Origin of the sequence: Paracoccus onubensis (genome assembly GCF_003591515.1) — a bacterium.
In the GTDB taxonomy this organism is placed as follows: Bacteria; Pseudomonadota; Alphaproteobacteria; order Rhodobacterales; family Rhodobacteraceae; genus Paracoccus; species Paracoccus onubensis.
The window spans coordinates 66518-83303 of the sequence record NZ_QZCG01000007.1; the positions used below are offsets into that span (position 1 = coordinate 66518).

Sequence of the window (16786 nt, forward strand, 5' to 3'; positions counted from 1 at the left end):
GAGTTAGCATCCCGTATCCGCGTTTCATCTATCTTCAGGACATCGCAATGAAATCCTCTTCCCTTTCGTCACCAGATTATCGGGGCCGGGCAGCCAGGGCGACGGGGCCGGGCCCTTTGGTTGCTGCAATCTGCCGGAATTGGTCCCTCCTGCGAAAATCATTTGCATTCGCCATGCTGGGGGCCGCGTTGCTCATGATTTTGACGATGCCTCTTCATGCCCAGAACCCAAAAAATTCCCGTTTCATCGATGTGACGGACAACCGGGGCGGAAATGTGCTGGAGATGGTCAAGCGGCGGGAGGAATTGTCCCGTTCGGGCAAGATCGTGCGGATCCGGGGTTATTGCCGCTCGGCCTGCACGATTCTGACGACGATGCCCAATGCCTGCCTTGGGCCGCGCGCCCGGATCGGCTTTCACGCGCCGCGTATCCCGAACACCTCGATCATCCCGCCTTATGTTGATCAGATCATGGGCAGTTATTACCGGGCAGGTATCCGGGATCGCTGGTTTGGCGGCTGGAATCGTTCGCTGAACATGAATGTCATCACGGCTCGCGAATATGTCCAGCTCGACCCGCAGACGCGGATCTGCGAAAGTATTAAACTGCCGCTAAGATGACGGTGCGGGGCGCAGCTGACTGCTCGCGCCCCGACCTTCGAATCAGGCTTTGCTTTCCGTCGTTGCCGCGATCGAAAGCGCGATCAGCGAGATACCGTTCGAAATCAGTTCCACCGCCAGCAATACACCAAGGATCGTGGCTGCCGAGGCTGGAAAATTCACGAATATCATCACGGCGAGGATGACGGATAACGCCCCGCTGAGGAGGATCATCCAGAAAGCGGTGCTCCGCCCAAGCGCGAAGGCCATCGCAATCTTTACCATGCCGACTGTCAGAAACAGGATGGCGACGATAAAGGTCAGGGACAGGATGCCCGCCAGGGGACGGGTCAGCAGCATGATGCCAAGAATGGCCAAGGCCAGCCCGGCCAGAATCGCCCATATCCGCCCGCGCCAGCTTTGCTGACGGAACATCGCGATCATTTCAAGAATACCGATGAACAGAAAACTCCAGCCGGCAAGTCGCTCGGCTGTCAGGGTTGCCGCCAGCGGGTTGGCAAGTGCCAGTCCGCCCGCGATAATCGAAAGCCCGCCCAATATGGCCCAGAAGATGCGCATGCTATAAATTCCTTAAACTGTTACTAGTTACCGATTGAAAACTAACAGTTCAGTTCGCGGAGTACACTCATTACCTAGCGTAAACTTTAGGCCGAATACCTCGTTGATTTCATTCCCTCAGCCGCCAGCCGGTCGCGAAGATCCAGCGGATGATTGCAAGACAGATCACGATGAAGATCGCCACCGCGAACAGCGACACGCCGACCGGCACATCCGCCAGCCCGAAGAACGACCAGCGGAAACCGGAAATCAGATAAAGCACCGGATTCAGCTTCGCGACACCTTCCCAGAAGGGGGGCAGCATGCTGGCCGAATAGAAGGCTCCGCCAAGGAAAACCAGAGGCGTGATCACCATCATCGGCACGATCTGCAATTGTTCGAAGGATTTTGCCCACAGGCCAAGAATGAAGCCCAGCAGGCTGAAGCCAAGCGCCGTCAGGAACAGGAAGGCAAGCATCCAGAACGGGTGCAGGATATGAACGCCTACGAAGAAGAAACTGGTGGCAAGGATGACCAAAGCGATCAGGATCGCCTTGGCGGCGGCTGCGCCCACGAAACCCAGAGTGACCTCGACCCAGCCGACGGGGGAAACAAGATATTCATAGATGGTGCCGCTGAATTTCGGGAAATAAATCCCGAAACTGGCATTGCTGACGGCCTGCTGCAACACGGTCAGCATCATCAGCCCCGGCACGATGAAGGCGCCGTAAGGCACGCCCTCGACCGATTGGATGCGTCCGCCGATTGCTGCGCCGAAAACGACGAAATACAGAACGGTAGACACCACGGGCGAAGCCAGCGACTGCCAGATCGTCCGAAAGAACCGCATCATTTCGTGATGGAAGATCGCCCAGATTCCGGGCCAGTTGAGCAGGGTCATGCGGCCTCTCCTTCCTGAACCAGCGAGATGAAGACTTCTTCAAGGCTGGATTGTCGTGTCGACACGTCACGCACGGTTATGCCCAGCGTGGCCAATTCGCCCAGCAGACGGGCAATGCCGGTCCGTTCGGCGGTTGTGTCGTAATTATAGGTGATCCTGTCACCTTCGGGGGCCAGTTCCAGCCCGCGCCCAAGAAGTTCGGGCGGGATTGCGTGCAAGGCTTCGTCCAACTCGATGGTCAATGTCTTGCGCCCGAATTCGCGCATCAGCTCATCCTTGGGCCTGATCAGCAAAAGCTGGCCCTTGCTGATGACACCGACCCGGTCGGCCATCTCTTCGGCCTCTTCAAGGTAATGCGTGGTCAGGATGATGGTGACCCCCTCGCGGCGAAGCTGCTCGACCACCTGCCACATTTCTCGGCGCAGGGTCACGTCGACACCCGCGGTCGGCTCGTCCAGAAACAGCACCTTGGGGCGATGCGCCAGAGCCTTGGCGATCAGAACCCGCCGTTTCATGCCGCCCGACAGATCCTTGGTCGGGGCATCGCGCTTGTCCCACAGCGCAAGGCTGCGCAGCACCTGTTCGATATGGGCATCGTCACGGCCCTCGCCATAAAGCCCGCGGGTGAAGCGGACCGAGTTGAAGACGGTCTCGAACGGCTCCAGCGCAATCTCCTGCGGAACCAGCCCGATCAGCTTGCGTGCCGCGCGCCAGTCGGTCCGGATATCGTGCCCATCCACGCGGACGGTGCCGCCCGTGGGCACGACCAGCCCGCAGATGATCGAGATCAGCGTGGTTTTTCCGGCGCCGTTGGGGCCGAGCAATGCGATGATCTCACCTTCTTCGATGGACATCGTGACGTCGGACAGCGCCTTGGTTCCGCTGTCATATTGTTTCGACAAATTGTCGATTTCGATGATTCCGGTCATGTTCCGGCTCCCTCGTTATGATTTCCGCCCGGGTTCAGCCGGCATTCTGCGGATTGGATTGGTGCTGCGTGGCCCGGCCTGTCTGTGCAGGGTCACGGTGAGTGCTGCGGCCAGAGCGACAAAGGCGAATGCTCCGATCCGGAAAGCACCGGAATACCCCAGATGGGTAACCAGAGGCTGACTTGCCAGAGGCGAAAGGAACTGACCCAGAAAAATCGACGCCGTGACCAGCCCGATGACCAGCCCCCGCCGCCGTGCCGGGGCGACATTGAGAGCGGTCGTGACAAAGGTCGGCATGCACATGCCCAGCCCGGCTCCGATCAATGCGGTCGAGATCATGGCGACCGGCAGCGATTGTCCGGTGGCCAGCCCTGCGAAGCCGGTGGCAAGCGAAAGATAGCCGGAAACCGGTGTGCCGATCCGGCCCAGCCGGGGACGGATCAGGCCCGACACGACCGACATGATCGCGGCGGCAAACATCATCGCTCCCATGACCAGCCCGGCACTGCGCGGATCTTCCAGTCCGATCCCTCGCAGATGATATGGGACCTGCGTCGGCACGGCGTAAAAGATCACGAAGGTTAAACCAGCCGCGATCGTCATGACCGTGACCGTCATCCGCCAACCCGGTTCGCTATCACCGGAGCCGCCGGCATGTTCGACCGCGCCCGAGAAACGATCCGGCTCGGGCAGGATCACCGCCAGCAGCGGCAGCAGCAGGGCGGCCAGGCCATAGATCGCAAAGGGCAGCCGGGCGTCGGTCGCGGCAAGCGCCCCGGCCAGGGTTACAAAGACCAGCCCGCCGACATTGGTCGCCCCCATCTGGTACCCCATCAACCGCCCACGCGCCGGGCCGTCGAAATAATCTCCGACCAGCGCGGCCTGAGCGGTCATGATCGCGGCGACGCCCAGTCCAAGCGCCAGACGGCTGGCCAATATCGCCTCGAGAGAGTCCAGATACAGGCCCGCCGTTCCCGCGACCGCATAGATGACCAGCCCGATCAGAAGGGGACGTTTGCGCCCCAGCCGATCAGTCATTGCGCCGGCAAAGGGCGCGACGCAGGCAACCAGCAGCGAGGGCGCCGTGATCAGAAGGCGTGTCAGCAGGGGCGCCCTTGGATTATCCGCGAATATCGCCTCGAGTCCCGGCAGCGAAGGGGTGATCGTGGCGTTTGACATGATCGTCAGCATTGCCGCCAACATCAGCCCCCAGCTTCGCGGGTCTTTCAGCAGATAGTCCATTCAGGCAAACTCCTGATCAAAGGGTCGTGCAGTTCTTGCGTCATTCAGGGCATCGGCCCACCAATGCAGCCGTCGGGAAAATACCGTCATGGCCGTTTCTGCCGCCTTGGCATCTGTGGGCTCGGTAATGCGCCCGGTTTCGTCGAACCTGTTCCACGGCGCGGCAAAGCTTACCGTGTCCCGCAACGTGACAGCATGTAGTTCCGCCAGCACCGGGCGCAAGGCCTCGATCGCGCGCAATCCGCCGGAGATGCCGCCATAACTGATCAATCCGACCGGACGGGCAATCCATCCGTCCTTTACTGAATCGATCAGGGTCTTCAGTGGTCCCGGTGCCGAATGATTGTATTCCGGCGTCACGATGACGAAGCCATCGGCATTCCCCATGCGTTGCCGCAGATGCTCTATGGCAGGTTTGTCGCCGGTCTGCACCGGTAAAATTTCCGGATCTGCGGGGTCCAGAAGATCCGGCAGGAATCCGTGCATCCTCAGCTGCCCTGTGGCCCATGCCGCGACCCGGTCATTCATGCGGCCTTCCCGGATCGATCCCAGAATCACCACGATACGATTGCCCTGCGCCATCTCTTTCTCCTTGCAATTCAAATCATGGTTTGCCACCCTAAGACCTTAACTATAGTTTAGGACAAGATAAAAATGTCTTGTAAAATCAATAAAATTGATCCCTCGGCTCCGATCATGTCGGTTGGTGCGATGTCGAAGCGCAGCGGAATTTCGATCTCTGCCATTCATTTCTACGAACGCGAAGGGCTGATTCGCTCGACCCGCAATGCCGCCAATCACCGGCGCTATTCACGCGCCAGTTTGCGCATTCTGGCGATCATCAAGGCCGGTCAGCAGGCGGGGATTCCGCTGGCCGAGATCCGCTCCGCTCTGAAGCCCGCGCTTTCAGGCAGACCGCTGGGCCGTGAGGAATGGGTACGGATATCCGAAGCGTGGCACGATGATCTGGAGCGTCGGATCAGGATGCTTGAACGGGTCCGCGACCGGCTGGGCGGCTGTATCCGCTGCGGTTGCCTGTCGCATGAGCTTTGCGAAATGTTCAACCCTGAAGACCGCGCCGCCAGACAGGGGCCCGGTGCCCCCGGTCTTGGCGTCTGAGAAGGCGGTTATTATGACGGCCGACCGGCGGCCGCGCTTCTGATGTTCACGTAGTTGCCGCCCAGGATCAGGGCCGCTCCGGCGATCAGGAACAGGCTGACGGGTTCATCGAACAGCAGCAGCCCGACTAAAGCTATCACCGGCAGGCGCAGGAAGTCGAAAGGCATGACCAGCGTTGCGGGGGCGACCCGTAACGCGCAGGTAATGCAGAAATGCGCGGTCAGGCCGGTCACGCCGATCACGGCCACCCATGGAGCCGCTGCAAGCGAAGGCAGCGCGATATCGCCATCGATTCCGGCGCATATAAAGCCGAACACGGCTTGCAGGACAGTCATCCAGAACAGGATGGAAGCCGTATGCGCCACCATGGTCAGTTTCTTGGTGAAGACATAGGTCATCGCGAAGCCGATGGCACAGGCCGCCGCCGAGATCAGCCCCGGCGTGATCGGCACGGAACCGGGCCGTGTGACCAGAAGAATACCGATGAAACCCAAGAGTGCGGCAACGATCCGCTGGGTGCTGAGCCGTTCTCCGAGGAAGGCCCGCGACAGGATCAGTGCCCAGAGAGGTGCGGTGAATTCCAGTGCGAAAACCTGCGCAAGCGGGATCGTGAAGATCGCGTAGAACCACAGGTTCTGCGCGGCGAAATGGAAGATATTGCGGGACAGGTGCAGATCGAAGCGATGCAGGTTTACCGTCTTCCACAAGCCACTGAAGGTGATCACCAAAGCCATGACGATCACGCCCATGAGCGAACGCCATCCCAGAACCTCGAATGTGTCGAGTTCCACAGAAACGGCCCGCCCGGCCACAGCCATAAAGGTGAAAGAGGCCACCGCTCCCATCATCCATGCCGCAGCAATGACTGGCCGCGCCTCGGAGGATGGGCGGGCAGGGATCTCTGTTGCGCTTGTCATGGTCCCTCTCCCGCAGGCTGGGATCGTCGTCGATGCTTCCGGCTAACCTATTGTTGCGCGTTCTGCAATGTCGCGGCGATTGCGTCCTGCGATCCAACGGTTTATGGCAGCAAAATCTGATCAGGAACCTGCAACCATGCCGACATTCACCGCTCTGACCCATATCGCTGGACGTATGCCTGCCGAAGCGCTGGCCGAAGCCTGCGAGGATCTGTCCCCGGAACCGGTTGGCTCGGGTGTGTTCGAGATCGAAGACGGATCGGACCGATGGGAAGTCGGGGTCTATTTCCTTGAACGCCCGGACGAGATTGCTCTGGCATTGCTGGCTGCAGCCTATCAGGCGCAACCATTCGTCATCTCGGAACTGCCCGAGGTTGACTGGGTCGCGCATGTCCGGCGCGAATTGTCGCCGGTCGAGGCCGGACGGTTCTTTGTTCACGGCAGCCACGATTCCGATCGCATTCCCGAAGGTGTCGAGGCGCTGTGCATCGAGGCCGCGATGGCCTTTGGCACCGGGCATCACGGTACGACCAAAGGCTGCCTCGAAGCGCTCGACCGGCTGGCTGATGACGGGTATCAGCCCAGCCGCATCGCCGATATCGGTTGTGGCACTGCTGTTCTGGCCATGGGCGCGGCGCGCATCTGGCCGGTGACGGTGCTGGCCAGCGATATCGATCGGATCGCGGTCGATACGGCAAGCGCAAATGTCATCGCAAACGGGCTGGACGGGCGGGTGATCTGTATCGAGGCGGTGGGCTTCGATCACCCCACGCTGGAAGAGGCGGCGCCTTTCGATCTGGTGCTGGCGAATATCCTCAAGCAGCCCTTGATCGATCTGTCTCCCGATATGGCGCGTTCTGTCAAACCGGGCGGCAAGATCATCCTGTCCGGGATCCTGACGGATCAGGGCCCCGATGTGATCGATGCTTACCGGAATGCCGGCTTCACGCTTGACCGGCGCGACGATCTGGGGGAATGGGTCACCCTGACAATGACCCGCAGCTGAACGCAAAGCGGTGAATGCCGTTGTTTTTCGGGCCTAATCCTGCCGCCGCGTCAATTCCGAGATCGCAATCCTGATATTCGCATCCAGATCCTGTGACATGTCCAGCATGATCGGGTTTTCCTCGGATGTCGGGATCTCAAGCGCTTCGATCTGAGAATCCAGCAGCTCAGCCGGCATGAAATGCTGCCGAGCATTCATCCTTGCCCGGATCAGATCACGCGGAGCGGACAGGCACAGAAGCTGCAAGTCACCGATACCAATCCGTAGCAGGTCGCGATAGCGCAGCTTGAGGGCTGAACAGGTGAAGACCGTATCCCGCCCTATGCCTGACGTCTTGACGGCATTGGCAAGCGTGTTCAGCCAGGGCATTCGCATTTCGTCCGTCAGCGGTTGGCCCGCACTCATGGCTGCGCGGTTTTCGGGGGGGTGGTAATCGTCACCCTCGATGAAATTCGCGTTCAATGCATTGGCAAGCGCCTGCGCGAAGGTGGATTTTCCCACTCCACTCGGGCCCATGACCAGAACACACAGGTTGCTGGGATTGGTAACGTTCTGCATTCGCGTCCCATTGTGAAAAGATCATGCCCGCCGCGCGGAGAAGACAGCAGGCAACATGTCAGCGACCTGTAATTCCTGGAACGGTAACCGGCAAGCCTGGCACCAGTATCTGCATGACCGCATCGCGTAACAGGTTGCGGGAAAAATGCGCGCTGCAGCGCTCGGTGAACAGAAATCCGCTTCCTGCTGCCGATGGTGGAGCTTTCGAACCATGTCAGTGGCCGGCTGCTCTTTGTGAATGGAGGAATAGCCCATGTTGTGACCGGTCGTCATGGGCTGGATCGCCGCTACCGAGAGGACGCAGCCTGTCTCATCCCCAATAGGCGGCGGCGGTAAAGCTTTTCTTCGGAAGTCCAAGCGATGTCAGATGCTTGCGTGCTTCTCTTGCCTGATCGGCAGGGCCGGCGAACCAGACAAAATCATCTTCGCCGAACCGTTCGTGTTCGCGCAGGGCGGATAACAGATCGCCTACCTGCGTGACGCGGTGATCCGCTTCCATCTCTGCCAGATCCATGACCGAGGCCGAGATGGAAGCGAAGACTTCTCCTTCGGCCAGATCCAGCATACGCGCGATTGCGGGCAGGGCGGTTTCATCGCCGAACAGCCAAAGCCGCCTTGCGTTGGGGCACCAGCCGCCGCCGGGGCCAAGTATCCCGACCGGTTGCCCGACAGGTTCGGAAAGCGCCCAATCGCAGGTCGGGCTGTTCGCGTGGCGGAAGATGTCGAAATCCAGCCAGTCATCGGCTTGCGCGACGACCGTGTAAACCGGGCGGTGCAAAGCGTCCTCGCCCTTGGGCCAGTCGGTGCGCCCGGATGCCGAGATGCGGGGCCAGACCGGATCGCGGCCGGAAGGCGGCAGCAGCAGACGGAAATGCAGGCCACGTTCGGCGAATCTTCCTGCTTCCGGTCCCGTTACCCTGACCCGGATAAAGCCGGGCGTGCGCGATGCGACGCTTTCCACCCGCAGCAGCGACAGGCCCGGCGCAAGTGCGCCGATATCAAGCTGATCCCATTCGGCGGTCAGGCCGGCTTCCTCGAAAAGTTCGGTTGCGCTGTCCCGCAGGATGCCAATCAATCGTGCCTCAGGCCCGCTCAGGTCGATGCGCAGGCAGTCTGGTTCGATCTTCAATCGAAGCTCGCAGTCCCAGACAAACATGCTCAGTTGATCCGGAGACTCGATCAACGGCACTTCCCATGCGGAGGCCCGGGCCTTGAGTGCAGCGACCGCCGCACCGGAAAGATGAGGGATGATACCGGTGCTGCGGAAGGTTTGTAATTGGGACACGCCGCTTGTCTTTCCCTGTTTCGGGTCTGATTCAGACACGCAGCTTATAACAGAGTATTTCTATCGGCAATGGCGATGGCGAAGATGTTGCGACGCGCTTGATGGCGTGGCGAAACGGTCCTGATGATATACGCCATGCCCGCGTCTTTCGGTGTGGGCGGTGGGGCAACCGCGCGGCTCATCCATGCCCTGTCATCGAATATTGTGCCATTGGCGCAAGCATCGCTGATCTTCGGGCTGCTATCCTTTGCGGCGACGTTTTCTTGCCCGTTTGACCTCGGCCAGCCGGGATTGCGTGGTCATGCGCCGGGGATTGCGCCCGCGCTTACCCTTCGCGGTACCGCGCGGCAGCGCCTTGCCTTCCAGTTCAAGCAGTTCCAGCGTCAACCCGCCAGTAACCGGCACCGCTTCCGTCAATCGGACGGTGACACGCTGGCCCACGCTGATCTCGGTGCCGGTATCCGCTCCGAGAAGGGTCTGCGTATCTGGATCGAAATGGAAATATTCATGCCCGACCTCGCGCAGTGGCAGCAGCCCATCCGCCCCGGTCTCGTCCAGCTTGATGAAGGCGCCGAAACGCTGGATGCCGCTGATGCGCCCGGTCATTTCGGTCCCCACACGATCAGCCAGATAGGCGGCGAGATAGCGGTCCGTCGTGTCACGCTCGGCCGCCATGCTGCGGCGCTCGGTTTCGCTGATATGGGTGGCGGTTTCCGAAAGCTGCTCGATATCCTCGGGGGACAGCCCATCGGATTTTCCGTCACGGCCGCCGCCCCAGCCATGCGCGGTGATCAAGGCCCGATGCACGATCAGGTCCGAATAACGGCGAATGGGCGAGGTGAAATGCGCATAGCTTTTCAGGGCCAGTCCGAAATGACCGAAATTCTCGGGGTGATAATAGGCCTGCGTCATGGATCGAAGAGTGGTGATATTGATCAACTCGTCGAAATCCGTGCCCTCGGCCTGCGCCAGCAGCTTGTTCAGATGGCCGGTTTGCAGCACCTGTCCCTTGGCCAGCGTGAAGCCCGACGCCTGCGCGACCTCGCGCAGCGCATCGATCTTGTCAAGCGAGGGTTCTTCATGCACGCGGAACAGAAGCGGGCGTTGACGGCGCGACAATTCCTCGGCGGCGGCGACATTGGCCAGCACCATGAATTCCTCGATCAGCCGGTGCGCGTCGAAACGCTCGCGGAAATTCACCGATTTCACCCGCCCGTCGGCGGTCAGTTCGATCCGGCGCTCGGGCAGGTCCAGATCAAGGGGCTGGCGGCGTTTTCGGGCAGCGCGCAGCAATCCGTAAGCGTGCCAGAGAGGCTTGATGACAGTATCGATCAGCGGCGCGGTTTGGTCATCGGGATTGCCATCTGCGGCGGCCTGCGCCTGTTCATAGGACAGGCTGGCGCGGCTGTTCATCATGCCGCGATGGAAATTATGGCTGACCTTGTTTCCCTCTGCGTCCAGCCGCATCCTGACCGCGATCACGGCGCGATCTTCGCCTTCGTGCAGCGAGCAGAGATCGGCGGACAGCGCCTCGGGCAGCATTGGAACCACGCGATCGGGGAAATAGGTCGAATTGCCGCGTTTCCAGGCCTCGCGGTCAAGGGAAGAGCCTGGGCGAACATAATGCGCGACATCGGCGATGGCGACCCATATCACCGCACCGCCATCCTGTTCGATCTCTGCGGCAACGGCGTCGTCATGATCGCGGGCATCCGCCGGATCGATTGTGACAAGATGCAGGTCGCGCAGATCGTCGCGGCCTTTCATGCTTGCCGGTTTCTGTGCTTCGGCCTCGTCCGTGACCTTGCCCGGAAATTCGTCGGGGATGCCATGCTGATGAATGGCGATCAGACTGACCGAGCGCGGCGCGGATGGATCGCCCAGCCGTTCGACCACACGGGCCAGCGGCAGGCCCATCCGCCCCTTGGGTCCGGCTTGCTCGGCCTGCACCAATTCACCGGATTGCGCGCCCTGCGCATCATCCGCCCGCACCCGCCATTCGCTGTCCGCGCCCTTGTCGATGGGCACGATACGGCCGCCTTCGGTTTCCTTGCGGAATATACCGAGTATCCGGTTGGGTTGAGCGAGAATGCGGCGCATGAACCGCGCCTCGTATTGATAATCCTCGCCATGCGCCTCGACCATACGGGCAAGGATGCGGTCGCCCTGTCCCAGCGCCGGGTCTGATTTGCGGGGCGTATAAAGAACACGCGGCATCGGCCCATCGCCACGCCATTGCAGCGGCCGCGCGAACAGATCGCCCGTGCCGTCCGGGGCCAGCAATTCCAGTACCGTCACCGATGGCAGTTTCTCGGGGTCGAGATAATGGCGGCGGCGGCGTTCAAGCTGCCCGTCGGCTTCGAGCTCCTTGAGCAGCCGCTTGAGTTCGATCCGGTCCGCACCCTTGATACCGAACGCCTTGGCGATATCGCGCTTGGAATTGGCGTCGGGATGATCGGCAACCCAATCCATGATCTGTTGCTTGCTGGGAATCTGGGTCATGGGACAAGCCTAGCAGGGGGTGCGGATAAACGCGACCGGTTGTTGACGCTGAATATTCATGATCTAACGGCAATCTTCCATACCTGACTTGAGCATATCGATGTCACCACCGCGACGGCCCGGGGCGGACTGAATTGTGATTGATCAACTTTTGGGAGGCAATCACTACGAGATCGACCGCCCTTAACAGTGGAATCGATAACGAGCAGTAAGTCGGTAAGCGGGACGAAGCGGACGCTTGTCAGCGTTAGGATCGAACTGGAATGCGGCGCTTCTCAAAGCCAGTTTTGGACTGCTCGAAGCCCGCGCGGGCGTAAAAGTTCAGCGTGCCTTTGTCTTTCGAACCTGTAAGCAGCATGACCTTGTAGCAGTCGAAAGACCAAGCTGCATTCGTGGCGGCGTCAAGGACCTGTAGTCCGTAGCCTCTTTGTCGATGATCACGATGAGTCACCACGTTTTCAATCAGCCCATACGGCCTTGTTCTACGGGTGAGGTTCGGAACGACGACAAGGGCGCACGAGACAACAAGTGCGCCTGATACTTCGCCAAGAAAAATCGCGCTTCCCGGATATTTGTGGAACTGCACAAAGGCTTCGATCGCAGACGCATCATCTGGCCGAGCGTCCTCCGGGACGAGATGCTCATAAAGTGTGAGCAAGCGAGGAACATCGCTCTCTGTCGCGCACTTTATTGTCAGATCGCCTTTTCCCATCTCCGGACAATGCGCGATCTCGTGACAGGCAGCAATGGGTTCTTCACGTCGATCTGCAGACGAAGCTGACCTTAAGACTCCAGGAGAGCGGTAATGAAATCTGTCTTGCCAAGGGTATATGGTGCACCTCGATGATCGCGTCAGAGGCCAAAGCCTGCTTAATGCACCTGCATCGAAATTCTTGGTCGGGTCGTTCATGTCATCCTCGGAGAACAGTTTTGACCGGTAGGGTACGTTGATATTCATCGGACGGATGGTTTTGTTACCTCCAAATGGCTGAAATATTGCATCATACCATCCGTGGGTGGTTTCCATCCATGCAATCGACAAGATCAGGATTTCAGGAACCTAAAAGCGGGCGACACTGGCCTTGATGTATTGTGGCCAGGCGGGACGGTCATTGGTCAGTTTCGCCATGGTCTCGCTCTCGTACCATGCCAGATTTCCACTTCTCCACCGCTGTCTTCCAACGCGCTGTCACGCCCCATCCGGCGTAGCGTTGCAGCAAAGGGGGCCGGTGCCGCATCGCGTCCGTAGCTGGGTTCGACCATGATGACAGCGTCTGCACAGTCGCATTTCTGAATGACCTGCCCAAATTCTACATTGCTCTCGTAGGTGATATCTAAATTTACCATTTACTCTTACCTGATATTTTACACGCACTTAACATTCTTCACAGCCACGCCCGACCAATCCCGGCCGGCCAGTTTCCCTGCCATTACATGCCGGGGGTTTCTGCGATATCGTCGCGGGCTGGTGTTACAATTCGAGGATCATGTCGCGATGCGGGATTCCGGCATCGTCATATTCCTGACCGATGACTGTAAAACCCAGCTTTTCATAGAAACCGATCGCATGCACCTGCGAACTCAGTTTGGCCTGGGTTATGCCGGGGCAATCGCGCAGCTTGTCTACCGCCACCCGGATGAGTCCGACACCAAGCCCGGTGCCTCGCGCATCCTGCAGCACACAGACCCGACCGATCTTGCCGATATCGCCGGATAACAGGATCCGCGCGGTGCCGACAGGCCGGCTCCCCTGCCATGCCAGCAGATGGACCGCCTGAATATCCAGATCGTCCCATTCATCGGCTTCCGCTATGCCCTGTTCATTGATGAACACCATGCGACGCAGGGTGCGGCAGATGTCGATATCAGTGGTTTCCTCGATTTTCATGCAAAATATCTCTCAAGAATGCGTTGATAGATATCCTTGAGCTGCCGGACCTGGTTTTCGGGCACACGCTCATCGACCTGATGCATGAAATGCCCGACCAATCCGAACTCGACCACCGGGCAATGGTCTTTGATATAGCGGGCGTCAGAGGTGCCGCCCGATGTGGACAGGACCGGTTGCCGACCGCATTCGGCTGTGACGACATCGCGGACCAGATCGACGAAGGGGCCGGGTTCGGTCAGAAAGGCTTCGCCGGATATATCCGCAGCGATCTTCAGTGCAACACCGGTCTCGGCGCTTAGCTTGTCGGCGCGCGCGGTCAGGTCGTGGATCAGCGAAGCGCCGCTATGCAGATCGTTGAAACGGATATTGACCACCGCAGTCGCGGTTTCAGGAATGACATTCGAGGCCGGGTTGCCGCAATCGATCGTGGTGATCTGCAATCCCGTAGGATCGAAATGATCCGTCCCCTGATCCAATGGCGCGGCAATCAATTCGTTCAGATAACGGGTCAGGGCATGCAGCGGATTATTCGCACGGTGCGGATAGGCGGCATGACCCTGAATCCCGGTAGCGGTGATATGGAAGGTGACCGAGCCGCGCCGGCCGATCTTCATCATCTCGCCCATCTGGTCGGGATTGCTTGGTTCCCCGACGACGCAGACATCCATCCGCTCGCCCTGTTCGGTCATCCAGTCCAGCAGGGCAGGGGTGCCATCCTTCGACGCGCCCTCTTCGTCGCCGGTGATGGTCAGGATCACCGCGCCATCCGGCGGGGTCAGGGTCACGAAATCGATCGCGGCGGCGGTAAATGCCGCGACGCCGGATTTCATGTCGGTCGCGCCCCGGCCCCAGATGATCCCGTCCTCGACATGTCCGCCGAAGGGCGGATGGCTCCATGAACCCAAATCGCCCGGCGGCACCACATCGGTATGTCCGTTGAAGCCGAATGTCCTGACGCCTTTCGCACCCCAGCGCGCAAACAGATTCGGCGTGCCGTTGCGATCCACGCGATGCACATCGAACCCCGCCTTGCCCAGCATTTCGGCAAGCAGAACAAGCGCCCCGCCTTCCTCGGGCGTGACGGAGGGGCAGCGGATCAGGCGGGCGGTCAGGTCGGCGGCATCGGTCATTTGGTTACATCCAGATTTCAATGGCACGACGCACAAGGTTCAGTCCGGTCAGGATCAGAAGCACCAGCGTCCAGCGCCGAAACTGCACCACATCAAGCCGGTCCTGCAAGGCAAAGCCCGCGAACATCCCGGCAAAGGCAGGCAGGCAAAGAACAAGCGACAGCGGCAGGGTCCGGGAATTCAGCAGGCCCGAGGTCAGATGCGCCCCGGTCAGAACGACCGCGCCGATCAGGAATACCACGCCCTGCACCCGGATCTGCTCGCGCTTTCCGACCCCGGCCGACAGCAGGTAAACGATCAGCGGCGGCCCCCAGATGCCGGAGATGCCGCCGTAAAGACCGCCGATGATGCCGGTGATCGCCTCGAACGGCTTGTCGTGCTGCACCGGCAGCGCCAGGGATCGTCCCGACAATTGCCATATCGCGAAGCCGACAATGGGAAGCCCCAGCGTGACATACATGACAGGTTGCGGGATGCGTTGCGCGAAGGCCGCGGAGACGCACATGAATATGACGACCATCGCGATATGCAGTCGAAACCGGCTGATCGATCTCAATGCCTCGCCCGGGCCCTGACGGAAGGCCTGATAGATATTCGTCAGCAGGACGGGCAGGATCAGGGATGCCAGCGCCGTGGTCGCAGGCATGATCGACCCGAATGCGGACAGCATGATCATCGGCATGGCGAAGCCGATCGCGCCTTTCACCAGACCGGCGAAGGCCGTGATCACGATTGCCGCCCAGAATTGCCAGATTTCGACGCCGAACATGCGCGCAAGCTAGCCCGGCCGGCGGGAATAGGGAATGCCGGATTTGCACTATTTGCAAAAACCGTGGCGTGCCAGTTGCGCGGGGGAAGAGAAGGCGTTTTTCAGTTGCACTCTCTGCCGTGGTTCTGTAGGTGCGGCCTTGGGCAACCCTTCCCCAACGAAGGGCAATTAGCTGGAAGGCTGAAAGATATGACTGATCATCCGATCCCGGCCACGCGGCCGGCTAATCCGCGTTTTTCCTCTGGCCCCTGTGCCAAAATCCCCGAATATAATCTGGATATGCTGTCGGACGCGCCGCTTGGGCGCTCGCATCGCGCTGCTATCGGAAAAGGCAAGCTGGCCGAGGCGATCGACCTGACGCGCGAGATATTGGGCGTGCCGGCCGATTACCGCATCGGCATCGTGCCCGCCTCGGATACCGGTGCCGTCGAGATGGCGATGTGGTCGATGCTGGGTGAGCGTCCGGTCGAGATGCTGGCCTGGGAAAGCTTCGGTGAGGGCTGGGTGACCGACGCGGTCAAGCAGCTGAAGCTGGACGCCACCGTGCATAAGGCCGATTATGGCAAGATTGTCGATTTCACACAGGTGGATTTCGGCAAGGATGTGGTTTTCACCTGGAACGGCACCACCAGCGGCGTGCGGGTTCCCAATGGCGAGGCCATTCCCGCGGATCGTGACGGGCTGACGATCTGCGACGCCACCAGTGCCGCTTTCGCGATGGATTTGCCGTTCGACAAGCTGGATGTGGTGACCTTCAGCTGGCAAAAGGTGCTGGGCGGCGAGGCGGCGCATGGCATGCTGATCCTGTCGCCCCGTGCCGTCGCGCGGCTGGAAAGCTATACGCCGGACCGGCCCCTGCCGAAGATTTTCCGGCTGACCAAGGGTGGAAAGCTGAATGAAGGTATCTTCCGGGGTGAAACGATCAATACGCCCTCGATGCTGGCGGTCGAGGATTATCTTGTCGCTTTGAAATGGGCGCAGTCGATCGGTGGCCTGCAGGGCCTGATCGCGCGGGCCGATGCGAATGCGAAAGCCGTAAGGGATTTTATTACCGGCAAGGACTGGATCGCCGATCTGGCCGAGGATTCGGCGACGGCTTCGACCACGAGCGTCTGCCTGAAATTCACCGATCCCGCCATTGCCGATGGCGCCGCTTTCGCCAAAGCCGTTGCCAAGCGGCTGGAGAAAGAGGGCGTGGCGCTTGATGCGGGGGCATATCGCGACGCGCCTCCGGGGTTGCGGATCTGGTGCGGCTCTACGGTGGAAGCCAGTGACGTGGCGGCGCTGATGCCGTGGATCGAGTGGGCCTATCGCGCGGAACTGTCCGCGCAGGGTTGACCTGTGAGCCGGGGAGGGCTGTCTGCCCTCCCCGGACCCCTC

General features: G+C 60.1%; 17 protein-coding genes. 4 read left to right on the forward strand and 13 right to left on the reverse strand.

The features are described from left to right. Positions 1-206: 206 nt before the first annotated feature. Positions 207-620 carry a hypothetical protein gene (locus D3P04_RS11250; RefSeq protein WP_147391923.1) on the forward strand — a complete coding sequence of 138 codons (414 nt, stop codon included), beginning with the start codon at positions 207-209 and terminating at the stop codon, positions 618-620. 42 nt (positions 621-662) lie between these two features. Here D3P04_RS11250 and D3P04_RS11255 read toward each other — a convergent pair whose 3' ends face one another. The 5 genes from D3P04_RS11255 to D3P04_RS11275 form a co-directional block, all read right to left on the reverse strand. Beyond that, positions 663-1178, reverse strand: coding sequence for an HdeD family acid-resistance protein (locus D3P04_RS11255; RefSeq protein WP_119748884.1), 516 nt, complete (start codon positions 1176-1178; stop codon positions 663-665). Positions 1179-1287: 109 nt separating this feature from the next. Next, complete coding sequence (locus D3P04_RS11260) at positions 1288-2058, reverse strand: ABC transporter permease (protein WP_119748886.1); 771 nt, start codon at positions 2056-2058, stop codon at positions 1288-1290. Beyond that, positions 2055-2987, reverse strand: coding sequence for an ABC transporter ATP-binding protein (locus D3P04_RS11265; RefSeq protein WP_119748888.1), 933 nt, complete (start codon positions 2985-2987; stop codon positions 2055-2057). The genes D3P04_RS11260 and D3P04_RS11265 overlap by 4 nt, the downstream gene beginning before the upstream one ends. Positions 2988-3002: 15 nt before the next feature. Beyond that, on the reverse strand, positions 3003-4229 hold the full coding sequence (locus tag D3P04_RS11270) for an MFS transporter (RefSeq protein WP_119748890.1): 1227 nt from the start codon (positions 4227-4229) through the stop codon (positions 3003-3005). Beyond that, a complete protein-coding gene (locus tag D3P04_RS11275) occupies positions 4230-4811 on the reverse strand; it encodes an NADPH-dependent FMN reductase (RefSeq protein WP_119748892.1) in 582 nt (193 codons plus the stop codon). It abuts the gene before it with no gap. Between the two features lie 72 nt (positions 4812-4883). On the opposite strand from D3P04_RS11275, the gene soxR reads away from it, so the two are divergent. After that, entirely contained in the window at positions 4884-5348 is a 465-nt protein-coding gene (gene soxR / locus D3P04_RS11280; RefSeq protein ID WP_182912816.1) for a redox-sensitive transcriptional activator SoxR, read from the forward strand. A gap of 11 nt (positions 5349-5359) precedes the next feature. Here the strand turns inward: soxR and D3P04_RS11285 are convergent, their stop codons facing one another. Then, on the reverse strand, positions 5360-6265 hold the full coding sequence (locus D3P04_RS11285) for a DMT family transporter (protein ID WP_119748896.1): 906 nt from the start codon (positions 6263-6265) through the stop codon (positions 5360-5362). Between the two features lie 136 nt (positions 6266-6401). Between D3P04_RS11285 and D3P04_RS11290 the strand changes: the two genes are divergently transcribed. Continuing rightward, positions 6402-7271: a 50S ribosomal protein L11 methyltransferase gene (locus D3P04_RS11290; protein ID WP_119748898.1), complete on the forward strand. Its 870-nt coding sequence runs from the start codon at positions 6402-6404 to the stop codon at positions 7269-7271. Positions 7272-7304: 33 nt separating this feature from the next. Here D3P04_RS11290 and D3P04_RS11295 read toward each other — a convergent pair whose 3' ends face one another. From D3P04_RS11295 to D3P04_RS11325, 7 genes are all read right to left on the reverse strand, one after another. Further along, a complete protein-coding gene (locus D3P04_RS11295) occupies positions 7305-7829 on the reverse strand; it encodes a gluconokinase (RefSeq protein ID WP_119748900.1) in 525 nt (174 codons plus the stop codon). Positions 7830-8139: 310 nt separating this feature from the next. Continuing rightward, a complete protein-coding gene (locus D3P04_RS11300; RefSeq protein WP_119748902.1) occupies positions 8140-9114 on the reverse strand; it encodes a siderophore-interacting protein in 975 nt (324 codons plus the stop codon). Positions 9115-9354: 240 nt separating this feature from the next. Continuing rightward, entirely contained in the window at positions 9355-11616 is a 2262-nt protein-coding gene (gene rnr, locus D3P04_RS11305; protein WP_119748904.1) for a ribonuclease R, read from the reverse strand. A gap of 247 nt (positions 11617-11863) precedes the next feature. Next, positions 11864-12643 carry a GNAT family N-acetyltransferase gene (locus tag D3P04_RS23690; RefSeq protein WP_232844978.1) on the reverse strand — a complete coding sequence of 260 codons (780 nt, stop codon included), beginning with the start codon at positions 12641-12643 and terminating at the stop codon, positions 11864-11866. Positions 12644-13087: 444 nt separating this feature from the next. Further along, positions 13088-13504 carry a GNAT family N-acetyltransferase gene (locus D3P04_RS11315; protein ID WP_119748908.1) on the reverse strand — a complete coding sequence of 139 codons (417 nt, stop codon included), beginning with the start codon at positions 13502-13504 and terminating at the stop codon, positions 13088-13090. Continuing rightward, positions 13501-14637 (reverse strand): succinyl-diaminopimelate desuccinylase, encoded by a 1137-nt coding sequence (dapE, locus tag D3P04_RS11320; RefSeq protein WP_119748910.1) that lies wholly within the window; start codon positions 14635-14637, stop codon positions 13501-13503. Before dapE ends, D3P04_RS11315 begins: the two co-directional genes overlap by 4 nt. Before the next feature lie 4 nt (positions 14638-14641). Next, the gene (locus tag D3P04_RS11325) at positions 14642-15406 is read right to left on the reverse strand and encodes a sulfite exporter TauE/SafE family protein (RefSeq protein WP_119748912.1); all 765 of its coding nucleotides are present in this window, start codon (positions 15404-15406) and stop codon (positions 14642-14644) included. 189 nt (positions 15407-15595) lie between these two features. Between D3P04_RS11325 and D3P04_RS11330 the strand changes: the two genes are divergently transcribed. Then, positions 15596-16744 carry a phosphoserine transaminase gene (locus D3P04_RS11330; protein WP_119748914.1) on the forward strand — a complete coding sequence of 383 codons (1149 nt, stop codon included), beginning with the start codon at positions 15596-15598 and terminating at the stop codon, positions 16742-16744. Positions 16745-16786 lie beyond the last annotated feature (42 nt).